General features: G+C 63.2%; 14 protein-coding genes. 7 read left to right on the top strand and 7 right to left on the bottom strand.

The annotated features are described in order from the left end of the window. Positions 1–38: 38 nt before the first annotated feature. Positions 39–2,126, top strand: coding sequence for a PAS domain S-box protein (locus tag HB777_33250; protein QND68347.1), 2,088 nt, complete (start codon positions 39–41; stop codon positions 2,124–2,126). Positions 2,127–2,242: 116 nt separating this feature from the next. Here HB777_33250 and HB777_33245 read toward each other — a convergent pair whose 3' ends face one another. Next, on the bottom strand, positions 2,243–2,653 hold the full coding sequence (locus tag HB777_33245) for a hypothetical protein (GenBank protein ID QND68346.1): 411 nt from the start codon (positions 2,651–2,653) through the stop codon (positions 2,243–2,245). 499 nt (positions 2,654–3,152) lie between these two features. Here HB777_33245 and HB777_33240 point away from each other — a divergent pair, with 499 nt between their 5' ends. Beyond that, positions 3,153–4,355, top strand: a complete 1,203-nt coding sequence (locus tag HB777_33240; protein ID QND68345.1) for an aromatic ring-hydroxylating dioxygenase subunit alpha — start codon at positions 3,153–3,155, stop codon at positions 4,353–4,355. A gap of 239 nt (positions 4,356–4,594) precedes the next feature. Here HB777_33240 and HB777_33235 read toward each other — a convergent pair whose 3' ends face one another. Beyond that, the gene (locus HB777_33235; GenBank protein QND68344.1) at positions 4,595–6,016 is read right to left on the bottom strand and encodes an aminotransferase; all 1,422 of its coding nucleotides are present in this window, start codon (positions 6,014–6,016) and stop codon (positions 4,595–4,597) included. 272 nt (positions 6,017–6,288) lie between these two features. Between HB777_33235 and HB777_33230 the strand changes: the two genes are divergently transcribed. The 3 genes from HB777_33230 to HB777_33220 are packed head-to-tail and all read left to right on the top strand — an operon-like array spanning position 6,289 to position 9,117. Continuing rightward, entirely contained in the window at positions 6,289–7,206 is a 918-nt protein-coding gene (locus HB777_33230) for an ABC transporter permease (protein ID QND68343.1), read from the top strand. Then, entirely contained in the window at positions 7,203–8,027 is an 825-nt protein-coding gene (locus HB777_33225) for an ABC transporter permease (protein ID QND68342.1), read from the top strand. The genes HB777_33230 and HB777_33225 overlap by 4 nt, the downstream gene beginning before the upstream one ends. Positions 8,028–8,043: 16 nt before the next feature. Next, a complete protein-coding gene (locus HB777_33220) occupies positions 8,044–9,117 on the top strand; it encodes an ABC transporter ATP-binding protein (GenBank protein QND68991.1) in 1,074 nt (357 codons plus the stop codon). Here HB777_33220 and HB777_33215 read toward each other — a convergent pair. From HB777_33215 to HB777_33195, 5 genes are all read right to left on the bottom strand, one after another. After that, on the bottom strand, positions 9,081–10,391 hold the full coding sequence (locus tag HB777_33215) for a flavin monoamine oxidase family protein (GenBank protein QND68341.1): 1,311 nt from the start codon (positions 10,389–10,391) through the stop codon (positions 9,081–9,083). The two genes, HB777_33220 and HB777_33215, sit on opposite strands and share 37 nt — an antisense overlap. Continuing rightward, on the bottom strand, positions 10,388–11,464 hold the full coding sequence (locus tag HB777_33210) for an extracellular solute-binding protein (GenBank protein ID QND68340.1): 1,077 nt from the start codon (positions 11,462–11,464) through the stop codon (positions 10,388–10,390). The genes HB777_33215 and HB777_33210 overlap by 4 nt, the downstream gene beginning before the upstream one ends. A 115-nt stretch (positions 11,465–11,579) precedes the next feature. Further along, positions 11,580–12,662, bottom strand: coding sequence for an ABC transporter substrate-binding protein (locus HB777_33205; protein QND68339.1), 1,083 nt, complete (start codon positions 12,660–12,662; stop codon positions 11,580–11,582). Positions 12,663–12,691: 29 nt separating this feature from the next. Then, on the bottom strand, positions 12,692–13,405 hold the full coding sequence (gene betI, locus HB777_33200) for a transcriptional regulator BetI (protein QND68338.1): 714 nt from the start codon (positions 13,403–13,405) through the stop codon (positions 12,692–12,694). Between the two features lie 6 nt (positions 13,406–13,411). Beyond that, positions 13,412–14,206, bottom strand: coding sequence for a methyltransferase domain-containing protein (locus tag HB777_33195; protein QND68337.1), 795 nt, complete (start codon positions 14,204–14,206; stop codon positions 13,412–13,414). Positions 14,207–14,407: 201 nt separating this feature from the next. Here HB777_33195 and HB777_33190 point away from each other — a divergent pair, with 201 nt between their 5' ends. After that, positions 14,408–16,027 carry an NAD(P)/FAD-dependent oxidoreductase gene (locus tag HB777_33190; GenBank protein ID QND68336.1) on the top strand — a complete coding sequence of 540 codons (1,620 nt, stop codon included), beginning with the start codon at positions 14,408–14,410 and terminating at the stop codon, positions 16,025–16,027. After that, positions 16,014–17,579 carry an NAD(P)/FAD-dependent oxidoreductase gene (locus HB777_33185; protein QND68335.1) on the top strand — a complete coding sequence of 522 codons (1,566 nt, stop codon included), beginning with the start codon at positions 16,014–16,016 and terminating at the stop codon, positions 17,577–17,579. Before HB777_33190 ends, HB777_33185 begins: the two co-directional genes overlap by 14 nt.

Below are 17,579 nucleotides of genomic sequence, written 5' to 3'. Positions count from 1 at the left end.
CGATCAAATTGGCATGACCTCTGGAATGACGGCTGACAATGACCGCTGAGGCAGTAAGCACGGAGATGCAGGGTTTCAGGCAGGGCGCTGCGATGGCGGCCGTGCGTGTCGTTCGCCGGCTGCGCGAGGCCGGCGACTGGCAGCGCGAGATGGAAGGTATCCTGGAAACGCTCTGCCGGGCCATGGATTGCCAGCGCGGCATCCTGTTTCGCCTGCGCGAATTGCCCGGCCAGGGTTTCGCCCAATCGGTCGCCGCCTACTGGATCGACCCGCTCTTTGGCGGCGAACTGGCGTCACCGACCGTCATCATGCAATCGATCGTCAATTCGGACCCGCTGCTGGAGCGGCTGGCCGAGGACGAACGGCAAGGCAAGATCTTCGCCGGCCATACGCGCGATCTCGATGGCTTTCTGAGAACCGATTTCGAAAAGCAGAACATCAAGTCGTTCCTGTCGGTGTCGGTCTTCGCGCATGGCCATCTGTGGGGCACGCTGGCGGTCAATGACTGCGTCAACGAGCGCGATTGGACCGACGAGGAAGAGGCGACGCTGCACATCATCGCGCTGGCCATCGGCGATGCCATCGAACGCTCGCCGTCCGAAGCCCATGCCAGCGAGGTCATTCGCCGCACCATGCTGCAGGCCTCGCTCGACGCCATCGTCGTCATCGATGAGACCGGTTCTATCATCGAATTCAATCCGGCCGCCGAGAAGATGTTCGGTTTCCAGCGCAGCGACATCCTCGGCAAGGACCTGCTCGATACCATCGTGCCGATCTATTACCGAAAGGGCTATGCTTCTGGGGCCGAATACATGTCCGGCCGCGGCGCGCCGATGGTCGGCCAGCGGCTCGAGACGGTGACCCAGAACGCCGCCGGCGAGGTGTTCCCGATCGAGCTGACGGCGACCGAGATGCGGGTCGCCGACCGCCGCCTGATCTTCGGCTCCATCCGCGACCTTCGCGACAAGCTCCGCGCCGAGGAGGAGATCGGCCGCCAGCGCGAGAAGCTGCACCAGAACGAGAAGATGGCGGCGATGGGCTCGTTGCTGGCCGGCGTCTCGCACGAACTCAACAACCCGCTGGCCGTGGTGGTGGCGCAATCGACGCTGCTGCACGAATTCGCCTCCGACCCGCAAACCAAGGTGCGCGCCGAGAAAGTCCGCGCCGCCGCCGAGCGCTGCGGCCGCATCGTCAAGAGCTTCCTGTCGATGGTCCGCCTTCATCCCGCGGCACAGGCCGAGACAGACCTCAACCAGGTGATCCGTGCAGCATTGGAAGTGACCGCCTATGGCGCGCGCTCCAGCGGCATCATCATCGACACCGACTTCGCCGCTGGCCCGCTGCTGGCCATGGCCGACGCCGACCATGTGACGCAGGTGGCGGCCAACTTCCTCATCAACAGCCAGCATGCGCTGGCCGGCATTGCCGGCGACCGGCTGATCAAGGTGCGGACGTTCCGCAGCGACCGCAGCCACCCCTGCTTCTCGGTCGAGGACAACGGGCCCGGCGTGCCGGAAGCGATCCGCGGCCGCATCTTCGAATCCTATTTCACCACCAAGCCGGTCGGCGTCGGCACCGGCATCGGCCTGTCGATCTCGAAATCGATCATCGAGCGGCACAATGGCAATGTCTGGTTCGAGGAAGTGCTGCCGAGAGGCGCGCGTTTTGTCGTCCAGCTGCCCGCCATTGTAGCCGGCCATGCCACTGCCGGCGAGAGCCAGCCGCGATCGAGCGGCCTGCGCCACGCCTTGATCATCGACGATGAGCCGGATGTTGCCGGCTCGCTCTCCGACATTCTGGAATTGATGGGCATCAAGTCGCGGATCGTTCCTGTCTGGGAATCGGGCACCGCCACCTTGAGCGGCCACATGCCGCCGGACATCGTCTTTTCGGACCTGCGCATGCCCGGCGTCAGCGGCATATCGATCTATCGCGAGTTGCTCGCCGAAAAGCCCGACCTGGCGCGGCGTTTCGTGCTGGTCACCGGCGACCTGATCGGCGCGAAAGCCGAAATCGAGGCCCTACCGGCACAGCAGCGGCCGCAGATCCTGGAAAAGCCGTTCAGCACGCTGGATGTGCGCAGCGTGCTGTCCGCCATTGCCGAACAGGCGGCAATAAAAGGATAAAAAGAGGCCCCCCGGGGGCGGGGGCCGAAGAAGAGCGCGCTGGAGGGAGCGCTCGGGGAGGTCAGAGCACGATCCCAAAGAGGGAACCGGTTTTCGGGATCATGCTTCGACAGAAATCAGAAAATGTTCGGCGTACCGGTCAACGGCGCGGCATTGGCGATCATGCGGATTGCGCGGCCCTTGTGCGCTCCGGACTGTTCGGCGATGGCGCGCAGGCAATCGATGCTCTCGGCGCCCCAGGCCTGCCCCCTGCAGGCGAAGTCGGTCACCGGCATCGGCAGACGCGCGGTCCTCGTCGTCGTCTGCGCGCCCTCGATGAGGTTGGCCGGCGGATTCAATGAAGCAAAGGCCGGCCCGATTGTCGGCGTGAACGCCATGCCGATGAAGGCGCAAGCAGCCAGCACCATGAACATCGCCATGGGGTGATCGCTGGCTCGCTGGCGCAGCGCCAGTTTCGGACGGCGGTCATTGCGCTCTGGAGCCTGAAGGCGGCTCTCGCCGCGGATCGTCTGGATTTTCGCACGCATTGCCTTCCCCTTCGCTAAGTTTCTTTTTGGTGATGAAACGAACTTAGCCGCGCTTTGTAACAAGGCAACGGTGCTGCAAGACTGCCAATGTAACGAGTTTGAAACAGCATTTCGGGCAGAAACGGGCAAAATCGGGCACGCGGACGCGCTCCTCGTGCAGAAAGGCGATCTTCGGCCCGATTCCAGCCGACTGCTCCGTTCGCAATATGCCCATGGATCAGCGAACCGGACGGAGGATGGCGAGGCCATTTTGTCATCGGCCGAGGTGCTTTGTGCCGCGCTCCGTTCGCTGCACAAAGCAGGGCCGGGACAGCGTCCCTGAAACCCCGACTAACATCTGGATTCTCCGGGATTTTCCCGGTCGACAGCCATGTGGATTTTGACCCCGGACGGCATGAGGATTCCGCCACAGAAACTGTCGAATTTTCACAAGCCATTGCATTTCAATGAAAAATATGATTTTATTGAATGAGTATTCAATAAAAAGAAGAGACGTTTTATGAACCCGCACCTCCGTGACGTGGCGATCCCCAACGATTGGGACCGGCGGGGACTACCGGGCTGGAGCTACCATTCCGATGCCCTTCTCGAACTCGAGAAGGAGCACGTCTTCCGCAACCACTGGCAGATCGTCGGGCATGTCTCGGACGTCCCTGACGCCGGCGACTATCTGACCATGGACGTCGTCGGCGAACGCGCCTTGATCGTGCGCGGCAAGGATGGCGTGGTGCGCGGTTTCAACAATATGTGCCGCCACCGCGGCAGCCGCGTCGTCGCCGACAGCCAGGGCAATTGCAAGAACGCGCTGGTGTGCCCGTTCCATGGCTGGGTCTACAATCTCGACGGCACGCTGCGCGGTGCCGCGCGCCCGCGCTCCTTCCCCGATCTCGACAAGACCGATTTCGGCCTGATGCCGCTCGATCTGGAAGTCTGGATGGGTTTCATCTTCATCCGCTTCCGCAATGGCGGGCCTCAGCCCTCGGTCGCCGAACTGATGAAGCCGATCGAGCCCGAATTCGCGCATTACAACGCCGCCGACATGGTGCCCTCCTGGGGCATCTGGAACCAGAAGACCCCGGTCAACTGGAAGTCGGTGCGCGATGTCGACAATGAGGGCTATCACGTCGCCATGGCGCATCCCGCCTTGCAGGATCTTTATGGCGCGACCTATTTCGACGAGCCCTTCATCAACGGCGTATCGCGCTCATTCGCCACCTACAACCCGCATGCCGGCCGGCGCTGGAGCGTCAAGAACTACGTCAAGATCGCGCCCGAGCCACAGCATCTGCCCGACTATCTGAAGAAGGCCTGGGTCTATTACGGCATCTTCCCCAATGCGGTCATTTCGGTGATGCCGGAATCGGTGCAGTTCTATCAGGAGTTTCCACTGTCGACGGGTGAGACGCTGCTGCGCGGCGCCATCTACCGCTACCGCGACGAAAGCCGCGAGCAAGCCGCCGCCCGCTACCTCTCCTTCCGTATCGACCGCGACACCATGTCGGAAGATGTGCAGCTCTCGGTGTGGTCGAACGAATCCATGCTGTCCGAAGCCTTCGAGGGCTTTTATCTCTCCGACCTCGAATATGGCGTGCGCACCCACCACGACCATCTGCGCAAGATGCTGCCGGTACTGGGTCTGGAGACCGCGCCTGAGGAGAAGGACATGTGGAATTTGAACGACGCGCTGAGGTCGCGGTCGTAGCGCTCTGTCTGCAGCGCAGGTGATTGGCGAAGCCGCCGATGAGAGCGCCCCTCTCCCCGTTCTACGGGGAGAGGATGCCGGCAGGCAGGTGAGGGGCGGCGCCGGGCTTGTGAGGTAATCGCGTCAAACAGACGATAGCTTCGAATTTGCATTGGATGCGGACAATTCACCGCTGCTGGCGCCGCCCCTCATCCGCCTGCCGGCACCTTCTCCCCGTGAAACGGGGAGAAGGGAGAAAATCACCCCCGCCACACCCCTTCTTTCCGCAAATCATCCATCGTCCTTGAAATACCTTCGCGCAGAATGCCGACCATGTCGTCGATCTGCTCGCGCGTGATGATCAGTGGCGGTGACATAACGCACATGTTGATCAGCGGCCGGACCAGGAGGCCGAGCTCGTGGCAATGGGCGTCGATGCGCTTGCCGACATCCTTGTCGAGCTGCAGCGGATCCTTGCTTTCGCGGTCCGCGACGCATTCGACGCAGCCCATCAACCCCATCCCGCGTACCTCGCCGACGAGCGGCAATTCTTCCAGCGTCTTCAGTTGCGCCTGGAAATAGGGCGCGACCGCCTGCGTGTGGGCAAGCACGCCCTCTTCCAGCAGGTCGAGGTTTTTCAACGCCACGGCGCAGCCGACGGGATGGCTGGTGTAGGTCAGGCCATGGCCGAACATCGCGTCGGGATGGTTCGACCGGCGCAGCTCTTCCAGCAGCCGTTCCGAGATGATGACGCCGCCGAGCGGGAAATAGCCCGAGGTGACGCCCTTGGCGAAGGTGATCATATCCGGATCGATGCCGAACACGTCGCCGGAGGCGAAGACATGGCCAAGTCGGCCGAATGCCGTCACCACCTCGTCGGACACATAGAGGATGTCGTTGTCGCGGCAGATCTCGCGGATACGCTTGAGGTAGCCATCGGGCGGCACGACGACGCCACCTGATGCCTGCACCGGTTCGCCGACGAATGCACCGATCTTGTCGGCGCCGACACGAGCGACCGTGTCGCGGAACTGATCGACGAGGAAATCGGTGAAGGCGGCAAGGCTCATGCCGTGCGGGCGCCGAAACGGATCGGGCGACGACAGCTTGATCACCAGCTCGTCGACGCCGTCCATCCAGTCGCGGTCGCGTGGGCGGCCGTTGAGCGAGGCCGACAGGTAGGTCGAGCCGTGATAGGCGCCGCCGCGGCTCAGGATCAGCTTCTTTTCCGGCCGGCCGCGCACATTGTTATAGAACTGCATGAAGCGCAGCGCCGTCTCGACGGCCGAAGAGCCGCCGGTGGTATAGAAGACATGGCTGAGATCGCCCGGCGCGTGGCCGGCGATGCGCATGGCGAGTTCCGCCGACGGCGCGTTCATCGTGTACCACGGCGTGTTGTAGGACAGCGCCATCGCCTGGTCGTACATCACCTTGGCGAGCTCCTCGCGGCGGTGGCCGACATTGACGCACCACATGCCGGCCGGCCCGTCGATCAGCCGTTTGCCGGTGCTGTCGGTGATGTAGATGCCGTCGCCTTCGCCGATCAGGGCGCGCGCTTCATTGCCGACCGAACCGGCGAACGGCCAGGGCTGGATAAGATGGCGCTTGGCCAGCTCGACCGCATCGTCGCCGGGCTCCGCGCCGGCCATCTCGGTCGCCTTCAGGTCTCTTGCCGCAGCCATCATCGCCTCACATTGCTTCACAAATTTTCATCGGACATGAAGTGAGATGCCAAGCATTGGAAACAGAGGCTTTCTTCACTTCATTTTGAATGTCCGTTCAATCAATATTGCAGAATTAACGCTTGATTTCAATCCAAGGATGCGCGCATGATGAAAGAAAGCCGGCAAGGGGAACAGGCAGCCGGCGCCAGCACAATGGGATGCCGCATGGCGGGACAGTCCAGGCCAGCAACCGAGATCACACCCGGAGCCCTGCCCTCCGGAGCCTGGCAATGACGGCGGCTGCCGAAGGGTCGTCCCCGTTGCGCATGACGCGGGCCAGACGAAATGCCCTTCTGCAGTCCGAACCCGTACAGGGCCTTGCCCTGATCAGCCCGACCTTCATCTACGCGCTCATCCTTCTGGTGCTGCCGATCCTGGTGGTCATCGCGCATTCCTTCTGGACGCAGCACTATTTGACCATCGACCGCACCTTCACGCTTGAAAACTACCGCGTCGCGCTGACCGAGCCGATCTACCGTGATCTCCTGTGGCGCTCGCTCTACATTTCGCTGACGGTCAGCCTGCTCACCGTGCTTCTGGCCTATCCGATTGCCTATTTCATTTCCTTCCACGGCGGCCGCCACAAGAGCCTGTGGCTGTTCCTCATCACCATCCCGTTCTGGACCAGCTACCTGCTGCGGGTGATGTCGTGGAAGGTCATCCTCGGCTATAACGGCGTGCTGAATTCCGGCCTGATGGGCCTCGGCATCATCGATGAGCCGTCGACCGCGCTGCTCTACAATTCGAGCGCCGTCATCATCACGCTTACCCATGCCTGGGCGGCCTTCGCCATCCTGCCGATCTTCGTCTCGCTGGAAAAAGTCGACCGCACGCTGGTCGAGGCGGCCACCGATCTCGGCGACGGTCCGCTGCGCTCGTTCCTGCGCGTGACCTTGCCGTTGTCGGCGCCGGGCGTCATCTCGGCGGCGCTGATCGTGATGATCCCGACCGTCGGCGACTACGTCACACCGAAGCTGGTCGGGGGCAAGGACGGCGTCATGATCGCCAACGCCATCCAGGCGCAGTTCGGCAAGGCCTCCAACTGGCCGCTGGGCGCCGCCCTTTCCGTCACCACCATGCTGATCGTGACGCTGATGGCAGGCGCCACAGTGTTGATCATCCGCGCCGTCCAGAGGCTGGCGCGATGATTGCGGTGCGGCGTTTCCTGTCCGGCGGCTGGCTGGCGACCTATGCGTTTCTCTACGTCGCGTTCCTCTATCTGCCAGTGATCTTCCTGCCGATCTTCTCGGTCAACACGGCAGCGACACCGAAATTTCCGCTCACAGGCTTCACCTTGCATTGGTATGAGGACCTGCCGCGCACGCCGGCTTTGCTCGACGCCGCCTGGAACAGCCTGATCGTCGGCGTGTCGGCCGCCGTCCTGTCCACCCTGCTTGGCATCCTCGCCGCGCGCTCGATCACCCGCTATCGCTACCCCGGCCGAAGCACCATTCACGGCCTGATCATGGCGCCGCTGGTGCTGCCGGAAGTGATCGTCGCCATCTCCATGCTGCTGGTGATGCTGCAGCTTGGCCTCAGCCTGTCGCTGTTCACCGTCGTGCTCGGCCACGTGCTGGTCTGCATTCCCTATTCGATGACGGTGCTGACCTCGGGTTTCGAAGGCTTCGACCGCAGCCTGGAAGAGGCCTCCGCCGACCTCGGCGAAAGTGCTTTCGGCACCTTCCGGCGGGTGACGCTGCCGATGGTGGCGCCGGCCATCATCTCCAGCCTGCTGGTCTGCTTCACCATCTCGCTCGACGAGTTCATCATCGCCTTCTTCCTGACCGGCACCGAGGCAACCCTGCCGATCTACATCTGGGGCCAGCTGCGCTTCGCGGCCAAGCTGCCGGGCGTGCTGGCGCTGGGCACGCTGCTTCTGGTTGCCTCCTTCCTGTTGATGACCGTCGCTGAAATCCTGCGTCGCCGCGCCGCCAGACGCACCCAGAACGAGGGAGGCCTCTATGCCTGAGCAGCAGCAACGATCCATGATCGAGATCAAGAACGTTACCCGCAGCTATGGGGCGTTCAAAGCGCTCGATGACGCCTCGCTGACCATCCGGGAAGGCGAGTTCTTCTCGTTGCTCGGCCCATCCGGTTGCGGCAAGACCACGCTGTTGCGCATGATCGCCGGCTTCGACAATCCGACCAGTGGTTCGATCTCCGTCGGCGGTCAGCCGATGGAGGGCATCCCCGCCAACCGCCGGCCGACCAACATGGTCTTCCAGAGCTATGCGATCTTCCCGCACCTCAATGTCGAACAAAACGTCGCCTATGGGCTGAAGCGGCTGAAGCTGCAGGGCGGCGAGGAAAAGCGCCGTGTCGAGGAGGCGCTGGCGCAGGTGTCGCTGACCGGCCTCGGCAAGCGCCTGGCGACAGAACTTTCCGGCGGCCAACGGCAGCGCGTGGCGCTGGCACGCGCACTGGTGATGCGGCCCAAGGTGCTGCTGCTCGACGAACCGCTGTCGGCGCTGGACAAGAAGCTGCGTGAGCAGATGCAGGTCGAACTGCGCCGCCTGCAGCAGGCGGTCGGCATCACCTTCGTGCTCGTCACCCATGACCAATATGAGGCGCTCGCCATGTCCGACCGCATCGCCGTGATGTTCGGCGGCAGGATCGCGCAGGTCGCCTCGCCGAAGGAAATCTATCAGCGGCCGGTCACCCGCCAGGTCGCCGACTTCCTCGGCGGCATGAACTTCGTCAAGGCGCAGATCGTCGAGGAGGATGGCGCGTCGCTGCTCGTCGACACACTGGGCTTCGGCCGCATCAAGACCGACAAGCCCAAGGCTTTCGTGCGCAATGGCGGCGGCGCGACGCTCGGCATCAGGCCGGAGCGGCTGCGCGTCCTGTGGGACAATGCGACGGCCAAGTTCGAGGTCGCCGGCAAGGTGGTCGAACGCCACTATTTCGGCGAGATCACCCATCTGATCGTCGAGATACCGGGCCTGGAAAAGCCGCTGTCGGTGACGGAGACCAACGATTTCGGCGCCGACGACATCCCGGTCGGCACCTCGATCCGCCTCGCCTACGATCCCGAGGCTTTGGTGGCGATGGCGGATTGAAGCCCCGCGATGATCTTGCGCGCGGCGATGCGACCGGCAACGATGGCGCCTTCGACATAGCCTGGAAATGACGGCGACACTTCCGAACTGGCGAAATGCACCGGTGGCGCGCCGGCCAGGATGGTATGCTCGGCGTCGGTCGCATCCACGTCGATGATGAGGTCGCTGTAGCCGCCAACGCTGCCTTGGTCGTCGAACCAGTATCGGACGGCAAAGCCGATCCATTCTGCAGCTTCTGGACCGAGTGCCGCAACGAGACGCGCCGCAATTCTGGTGCGGAGGCCTTCCTGCCCAAAGCCACGCCATTCGATGGCTGATGGACCGCCAATGAAAACCACCAGCGCCGGATGATCGTCATCCTTGCTGGCGTCGCAGGCAAACAAACCCGGCTGGTCGCGCCACATCACCATGCCGCTCAAGCCCTTGGCTCGCCAGAAGGCGGTGGGGTAGCGCACCAGCACCTTGATCACCGTACCGCTCCGCCAGACGCCGAGTGCTTTCTCCAGGGCCGCCGGCAGTGGCGGCGAATAGTCGATCCTCGACGCCATGACCGGCGGCACGGCGACGAGCAGACAACGAGCCTCTATCCAACCCGCGCCGGCATGGATGGACACGCCGTTTGCGCCTTGCTCGATGCGCGTGACATGCGCGCCAAGCCGCACCCGGGCGCCCAGATCTTGAGCCAAATCCTCCGCCAGCGAATGCATCGTCTCTGCGAGAAAATATTGCAGCTCCGACACCTCGTTGGTGATGCGGCGATCATTGTCGATGAGGTGCCAAAGCGGCAGCTTCTCCAGTGCCTGGCACCACAGACCTTCGATCATCGAGCGAAAGACTGCCTTGGCGTCCTCGGGATCGTCCTGGCGATCGAGCCAGGCGGCGACCGACAAGCCGGCGATATCAGGATCATCGGGCGCGATCGCGTTCATGCGATCGCGGATCGCCATCGAGCCGACATAGGTTCGTTCCGCCTCCCGGGCAGACATGGCCGGCTGGGCGATAAATTCGCCGTCGACATAGGACTCGACCAGCGTCTTGCCATGCTCCTCGACCAACGCCATCAGCGCCGGCATATCCTCGCACAGGAACTGACCGCCGCTGTCGATACGCTCGCCGTCGCCAATCTCCATGGACTCGACCCGCCCGCCGACTCGGTCGCGCGCTTCGAGCAACAAAAAGTCGATGCCGGCTGCCTTCAGCTCAAGCGCTGCCGACAGGCCGGTGAAGCCGGCGCCAACGATGACGACATCGGTTCTTTCCGGTTCGCCCGTCAATAGCCGGCCTTGATCTTCTCGAATTCGGCGACCATGCGCTGCTTGAGTTCCGGCGCAACCGGCTGCTGGAACAAGGTCTTGTCGAGAAACTTGTCGAGATTGTCGAAGCCGCGCTCGACCAGCACCTTGTGGTCGAGCGCGGCCATGCCGGCGCCATTGCCATGGCCATAGCCGAAGGTCTTGACCATGTAGTCCGACACGCCGGGTGCATTGACGGCGCTGAGGAATTCATAGGCTTCATCGAGCTTACCGGGAGCGTCCTTCATCAGCACATAGCCGCACACCCAGGTGGAAATCCCTTCCTTGGTGTCGCGGTTCATGGCGATCGGCATGCCTTGGCCTTTGAGCGTGACAAAGGTCTCGTTCCAGCCCCAGACGAGATCGACCTCATTGCCGATAAAGGCCTGGTTGAGGTCGGTGTCGTCGGTCCAGTAGAAGCGGATGTTCTTGTGCACGTCGCGCAGGAAGGCGGACGCCTCCTGGAACTGCGCGTCGGTCATCTTGGTCCAGTCCTTGAGGCCGATCACCAGGCTCGCCAGCGCATAGGCGTCATCGACGTTGTCGCCGATGGTGACGCGGCCCTTGAACTTGGGATCGGCGAAAATCCTGAGCGATTGCGCCTCTTCAGCCGTGACTTTGTCGGTGCGGTAGAGCAGCGAGGTGTTGCCCCAGTCGAACGGCATGAACCAGGCTTTGCCGTCGGCTGTGGTAGCCAGATCCTTCATCGCCATGATGCCGGGATTGAGGTCTTTCCAGCCTGCTATCCTGGAGGTGTCGAGCGGCTGCAGCATGCCGGCCTCGCGCCACTTGACCACGCTTTGCGAGCAAGGGTGGGCGATGTCGGCCTTGAAGCCCGCCCGCATCTTCTCGAAGGCTTCGTCCTCGTCGCCGAAGAAAGCGAAGGTTGGCTCGGCGCCGTATTTGGCGGTGTAGGCGGGGTGCAGCAGCGGATCTTCATAGCCCGACCAGTCGAACACGACGAGATCGCCGCCGCCTTCAGCGAAAGCATAGACCGCACCGGCGCCGATCATGCACGCGGCGGCAAGGGCAAGGCGGCGTAGCACTGACGTCATGGCGCGAAACTCCCCCATCGCGAAAAAAGCTGCTGCGAGGTTAGGAGAATTCGGCTCACTTGGCGAGCCCGACTGCCACCCGATCGGCGCGCAGACGGGCTGCCCAGAACAGGGCTCAATACCCTGCTTTGATCTTCTCGAACTCAGCGATCATCTTGAGCTTGAGGTCGGACGGCACCGGCGATTGGAACAGCGTCTTGTCGACGAATTTCTGCACGTCGTCATAGCCCTTTTCCTTCAGCACCGCCTGGTCGACGCCGGCCATGCCCTTGGCGTTGGCCTGGCCATAGCCCCAATCCTTGACCAGCACCTTGGCTGTCTCCGGATCGTTGACGGCATTCAGGTAGTCATAAGCCTTGTCGATGTTGCCGGGCGCGCCCTTGAACAGCACATAGCCGCAGACCCAGGTCGAGATGCCTTCGTCGGTGTCCTTCTTCGCCATGATCGGCACGCCGGCGGCGACCGACTGCACGGTTGCGTCATTCCAGGCCCAGGCGAGATCGACCTCGCCGCCACTCAGCAACTGCACGACATCGGTGGTGTCGGTCCAGTAGGAGCGGATGTTCTTGTGCACCTGGCGCAGGAAATCGGACGCCTGCTTGAATTGGTCGTCGGTCATCTTCGTCCAGTCCCTGAGGCCGATGGCAAGGCTCGCCAGCGCATAGGCGTCGTCGACATTGTCGCCGATCGACACCCTACCCTTGAATTTGGGATCGGCAAAAGCCTTCAGCGATTGCACGTCCTTGGCATCGATCTTGGAGGTGTTGTAGGTGAGCTGGGTGTTGCCCCAGTCCCAGGGCATGAACCACGCCTTGCCGTCCGATGTGGTGGCAAGATCCTTCATCGCCATGATGCCGGGATTGAGGTCTTTCCAGCCCGTGATCTTGGACGTGTCGAGCGGCTGCAGCAGACCGGCCTCGCGCCATTTCACCACGCTTTGCGAGCAGGGATGGCCGAGATCGGCCTTGAAGCCGGAGCGCACCTTCTCGAACGCCTCGTCCTCGTCGCCGAAGAAGGCGAAGGTCGGCGAGTCGCCGTTCTTCTCGACATATTTCGGATGGAAGCTGGGGTCCTCATAGCCGGACCAGTCGAACACGATCAGGTCCTTGTCGGCGGCGACCGCAAGTGCCGCGGCCGAAGCCGCCAGCGCACCAGTCAGCGCCAGGGTCAATGTCAGGCGTCGGGTCAGTTTCTTCATTGTTCCATCCTCTGTCTGTTCTGGTGTTCTTATGGTTTCGTGGCGCCGGCCGCCTTCGACGGATAGTGCTTCGGGAAGGCCACCGACAGGAATTCATTGGCTGCCTGCAAGGCGCTCTCGCGGGTGGTGTCCTCGGTCCCCATCATCAACCGCAGCCACAGCCCCTCCAGCATCGCACTAAGCGCCAGCGCCATGACCTGCGGCTCATAGGCATAGAAGCCGCTTTGCTTGAGCGTCGCGCACAGGTCGATGAAGATGGTCTGATAGACGGCGTCGCGCGCGCTGCTCAGCGCCTGGTAGGTCGGCCGCGACTTGGCCTCGCCCCAGAAGGCGCACCAGGCGGCCAGCTTGCGCTTGTTGCAGATCGACCGATCGAAATCGGCGGAGACCAGCGCGTGAAGCTGATCGGCGGGGTCATCGCCTGCCTTCTGCAAGGCGTTGCGCCAGTGCGCCGAATACTCGTCATACATATGCTGCAAGGTCGCGATGAGCAGCTTTTCCTTGCTCTCGAAATGGAAATTGACGATGCCGCGCGATAGGCCCGCACCGTCGGCGACGTCGGCCATCGTCGTTTCCGAATAGCCACGCTTGGCCAGGGAATCGATCGTCGCCTCGATGAGCTGAAGCTGCCTGACCTCCTTCGAGGCCTTGCGTCCGCGCTTTTCGGCCTCGCTTTTCCGCGCCGATTCAAGGAGGGCTTCCTTGGCGACTGAAGTCTTCATGGGTCTGATGGTCTCCAGCATCGCCGGCTATCCAACCGGCTTTCGCCCGCGAAGATGAGTGGGACGGTGCTCACCACTGTCAAGCACCTTCTGCATGGCTTCCCAGGTTCGTATGTTCTTGTCGACATAGGCTGCGCCAACAGCGGCCGCGACCATCGGATAGAGCGGTCCTTTCAGCCTTTCGAGTTCGCCGCGCGCGACGTCGCGATACCAGGGATTGCGGTCCCTGACGGTGACATCGGCAAAGCCGGCGCTGCGCATGGCCTGCGCATAGCGCGCGGGCGATGCCATGGCGAAGGACAGCCCTTCCGCCGCGATATAGGCCTTCATCTCGGGTGACGGTTCGCCGTCATGCGAGATCATCCAGTTGGAGGCGGCAAAGACGCCGCCTGGCCTGAGCACCCGGAAGATTTCGGCAAACAGCGCGTCCTTGTCCTGCACGTGCAGCAGCGCATCCTTGGAGAAGACGACATCGAAGGAGCGATCGGCGAAGGGCAGCGATCCCGGTGACGCCTGGATGAAGCTCGCACGATCCGCGAGCCCACGCGCCGCGGCTCGCTGTCTCGCCGTTTCGATCACCGGCTGTTCGACATCGAAGCCGGTGGCGTGGGCGGCGCCGTGGCGCTCGACCAGATGCAGCGTGATGCCGCCGGAGCCACAACCGATGTCGAGAACGGTCTTGCCCTTGAGCGAAAGCCCTTCGACCACCCGGTCGACCTCGTCCGGTCCGCCCGGCGACAGATAACCATCGCCCCACAGCGCCTCGAGGAAGCGGATGGCGATGTCGTCATACTCGGGCTCGGCGTCTGCCGTTTCGATCATCGCACCTCGGCCCCGTCAGCCGATTTGAGTACTTTCGAATGCCGGCAAAGCGTATCTCAAGGATGAGAAAAAGCAACACCATTTGTTGAACATTCATTCAGTATGGCTGGACAGAATGGCTGATGTCGTGCCAAATTCCGCGCATTCGGGGAACAGATCACGCAAAAATGAAGGGCGGGTCAGAATGAAGACTGGGCCAAAATGAAAGCTTGGGATGCGATCATCATCGGCGGCGGGCACAACGGCCTTGTCAACGCCTGCTACCTGCAGCGCGCCGGCCTCGACGTGCTGGTAGTCGAGAAGAACGACTGGGTCGGCGGCGCCGCCACCAGCCGCGAGCTGACGCCGGGCTTCCTCTACTCCAACTGCTCCTATGTCTGCTCGCTGTTTCGCCCCGAGATCATGCGCGACCTCGAACTGCCGCGCTTCGGCCTGCAGGTCATCTCCTATGAGGGCGGCGCGGTGTTCACGCGCGACGGTGACTACCTCGCCAACTACCGCGACCACGATGCCCACCGGCGCGAATTCGCCCGCTTCTCCAAGCGCGATGCCGAAGCCTATGACCGCTACGCCCGCGACGTGACGCGGCAGTGCCGCTTCATCCAGCCGCTGTTGATGCGCACCGCGCCCGACCCCACCAGCCTGCGGCCGCGCGACCTCGGTGAACTCATCTATCTCGGCAAGAAATTCGCCGGACTGTCGGCGCAGGAAATGGCGCTGACGCTGCGCTTCTGGACCATGTCGATCTCGGAATTCCTGGACGAATATTTCGAGACCGATGTCATCAAGGCGAACTTTGCGCTGTCCGGCATCATCGGCACCGCGCTCGGGCCGATGTCGCCGGGCACGGCTTACGTGCTGCTGCACCACTATATGGGCGAGGTCGACGGCTCGGTCGGCGCCTGGGGCTATGCGCGCGGCGGCATGGGCGCCGTCACCAAGGCGCTCGCCGCCTCCTTCAAGGCCTCGGGCGGAACCATCCGCACCGGCGCCGAGGTCGACCATGTGCTGGTGAGCCGAGGCAAGGCCAAAGGTGTGGTGCTGGCCGGCGGCGAGGAGATCTACGGCAAGCTCGTCGTCTCCAACGCCGATGTGAAGCGCACCTTCCTCAAGCTGGTCGAGGAAAAGGAACTGCCCGACATCTTCCTGCGCCGGGTGAAGAACTTCAAGATCCGCGGCTCGTCCGGCAAGGTCAACATCGCGCTCGATTCGCTGCCGGAATTCCCGGCGCTGCCGAAGGATTCGCCGGTCTATCGCGGCGACATGCATTTCACCGATTCGATGGAGCGCATGGAGCGCGCCTATGACGACTGGAAGGCCGGGCGCTGGTCGGCCGATCCCTTCCTCGACATGGTCATCCCGACGACACTCGACCCGACCATGGCTCCGCCCGGCAAGCATTTCATGAGCTGCTTCGTGCAATACGCACCACCCAAGGTGAACGGCCGCGACTGGACCGATGCCGACCGCGACGGCTTTGCCGAAAGCGTGATTGCGCAGATCGCTGAATATTCGCCTGGCTTCCGTGATCGCATCGTTCACATGGAAGTGCGCACGCCGCGCGAGATCGAGGCCGAGGTCGGCCTCACCGAGGGCAATATCTTCCAGGGCGAACTGACCTTCGACCAGCTTTTGTTCAACCGGCCGGTGCCGGGCTACGCGCAGTACCGCTCACCGGTCGGCGGGCTCTATATATGCGGCTCCTCGACCCATCCGGGCGGCGGCGTCATGGGCGCGCCCGGCCGCAACGCCGCGGCGGAAATCCTGCGCGATCTTGCCAAGTCGACCTCCCACATGAGCCCGGCCCATGACGTCATTTGATGCCATCGTCATTGGCGGCGGCCACAATGGCCTCGTCGCTGCTGCCACGCTGGCCAAAGCCGGCCGCAAGGTGCTGGTGCTGGAGGCCGGAAGCGAAGTCGGCGGCGCCGCGCGCACCGAGGAATTCGCGCCCGGCTTTCGCGCATCCTCCATTGCCCATCTGCTGAACCGGCTGCATCCCGATGTGGTGAAGACGCTGGAGCTGGAAAAGCGCGGGCTGCGGTTTGCGCGCGCCGACTTCATGCCGTCGGTGGCGCTGTCGAAAGACGGCTCGCCGATTGTCCTGCATGGCGCCTATGGCGAGGTGCTGACTGGCGCCAGTTCGTCCGAGCAATCGGCCTGGAAGGACCTGCGCGGGCAGCTGCTGCGCTATGCCGGCATCCTGAAGCCGTTTCTCTCCCGCCGGCCACCCGATCTCGCCGGCATATCGCTGCTGGAAACCGCTTCACTCGGCCAGATCGCGCTGGCGCTGAAAAAGCTTGGCAAAGAAGACATGCGCGACTTCCTGCGCGTGCTGCTGATGAACGTTGCCGACCTGCTCGACGAACAGCTTGCCGATATCAGGCTGAAAGGCCTGCTCGCCTTCGATGCGACGCTGGGCAGTCACCTCGGCCCGCGCTCGCCGACCTCGCTGCTTGGTCTCTACTACCGGCTGGCCGGCGAGACCGGTGGTGCGGCCGGCGCGCAGATCCTGCCGCAAGGCGGCATGGGCGCGGTCGTCGCCGCCATTCGTGCCTCGGCGGAGAAGGCTGGCGTCGAAATCCGCACATCGGCGCCCGTAGCAAAAATCATCGTCGAGAAAGGCCGCGCCGTCGGTGTCGCGCTCGACAATGGCGAGGTGCTGCGCGCCAACACGATCGTCTCCGCCATCAATCCGGCGATGACTTTCCTCGATCTTGTCGGACCGCGCGAGATCGACACCGGCTTCGTGCGGAAGGTGAAGAACATCCGCATGAGGGGCGATGCGGCCAAGCTCAATCTGGCACTCGACCGGCCGCCGCAATTCAGCGGTGTCGATGCCGCCGGCCACACGGGCCGGCTGGTCATCGCCGCCTCGCCCGACCACGTCGAGCGCGCCTTCAACCCATCCAAGTATGGCGAGTTCTCGCCCGAGCCTGTTATGGAGATCACGCTGCCCAGCCTCGCCGATCCGTCGCTCGCGCCGAGCGGCGCCTGCGTGCTGTCGGCGGTCGTGCAATATGCACCCTACGCCCTCAAGGAAGGCTGGGACGCCGGCAAGCCGAAATTCCTCAAGGCAATCATGACGCAGCTCGAGTCTTACGCGCCCGGCATCAGCGAGAGCGTGGTCCATGCTGTACTGTTGACGCCGGCCGATATCGAGACGCGCTACCGCATGCAGGGCGGCCATTGGCACCATGGCGAATTGCAGGCCGACCAGATGCTGGTCTCGCGCCCCGTCTCCGGCTGGTCAGGTTACGACACGCCGGTCGAAGGGCTGTTCCTAGCCGGCGCCGGCTCGCATCCCGGTGGCGGCGTCTCTGGTGCGCCTGGCCTCAACGCCGCGCGGCGCATCATTGCGATGAAGGGATAG

The sequence above is a fragment of the Mesorhizobium loti genome (genome assembly GCA_014189435.1).
Lineage (GTDB): Bacteria > Pseudomonadota > Alphaproteobacteria > Rhizobiales > Rhizobiaceae > Mesorhizobium > Mesorhizobium loti_G.
The sequence above is the reverse complement of the archived record's forward strand: the minus strand, read 5'-3'. Positions and strand labels throughout refer to the sequence as shown.

Coding starts and splice junctions, on each gene's coding strand:
- HB777_33250 (QND68347.1), top strand. CDS start 39: ATGACCGCTGAGGCAGTAAGCACGGAGATGCAGGGTTTCAGGCAGGGC.
- HB777_33245 (QND68346.1), bottom strand. CDS start 2,653: ATGCGTGCGAAAATCCAGACGATCCGCGGCGAGAGCCGCCTTCAGGCT.
- HB777_33240 (QND68345.1), top strand. CDS start 3,153: ATGAACCCGCACCTCCGTGACGTGGCGATCCCCAACGATTGGGACCGG.
- HB777_33235 (QND68344.1), bottom strand. CDS start 6,016: ATGGCTGCGGCAAGAGACCTGAAGGCGACCGAGATGGCCGGCGCGGAG.
- HB777_33230 (QND68343.1), top strand. CDS start 6,289: ATGACGGCGGCTGCCGAAGGGTCGTCCCCGTTGCGCATGACGCGGGCC.
- HB777_33225 (QND68342.1), top strand. CDS start 7,203: ATGATTGCGGTGCGGCGTTTCCTGTCCGGCGGCTGGCTGGCGACCTAT.
- HB777_33220 (QND68991.1), top strand. CDS start 8,044: ATGATCGAGATCAAGAACGTTACCCGCAGCTATGGGGCGTTCAAAGCG.
- HB777_33210 (QND68340.1), bottom strand. CDS start 11,464: ATGACGTCAGTGCTACGCCGCCTTGCCCTTGCCGCCGCGTGCATGATC.
- HB777_33205 (QND68339.1), bottom strand. CDS start 12,662: ATGAAGAAACTGACCCGACGCCTGACATTGACCCTGGCGCTGACTGGT.
- betI (QND68338.1), bottom strand. CDS start 13,405: ATGCTGGAGACCATCAGACCCATGAAGACTTCAGTCGCCAAGGAAGCC.
- HB777_33195 (QND68337.1), bottom strand. CDS start 14,206: ATGATCGAAACGGCAGACGCCGAGCCCGAGTATGACGACATCGCCATC.
- HB777_33190 (QND68336.1), top strand. CDS start 14,408: ATGAAAGCTTGGGATGCGATCATCATCGGCGGCGGGCACAACGGCCTT.
- HB777_33185 (QND68335.1), top strand. CDS start 16,014: ATGACGTCATTTGATGCCATCGTCATTGGCGGCGGCCACAATGGCCTC.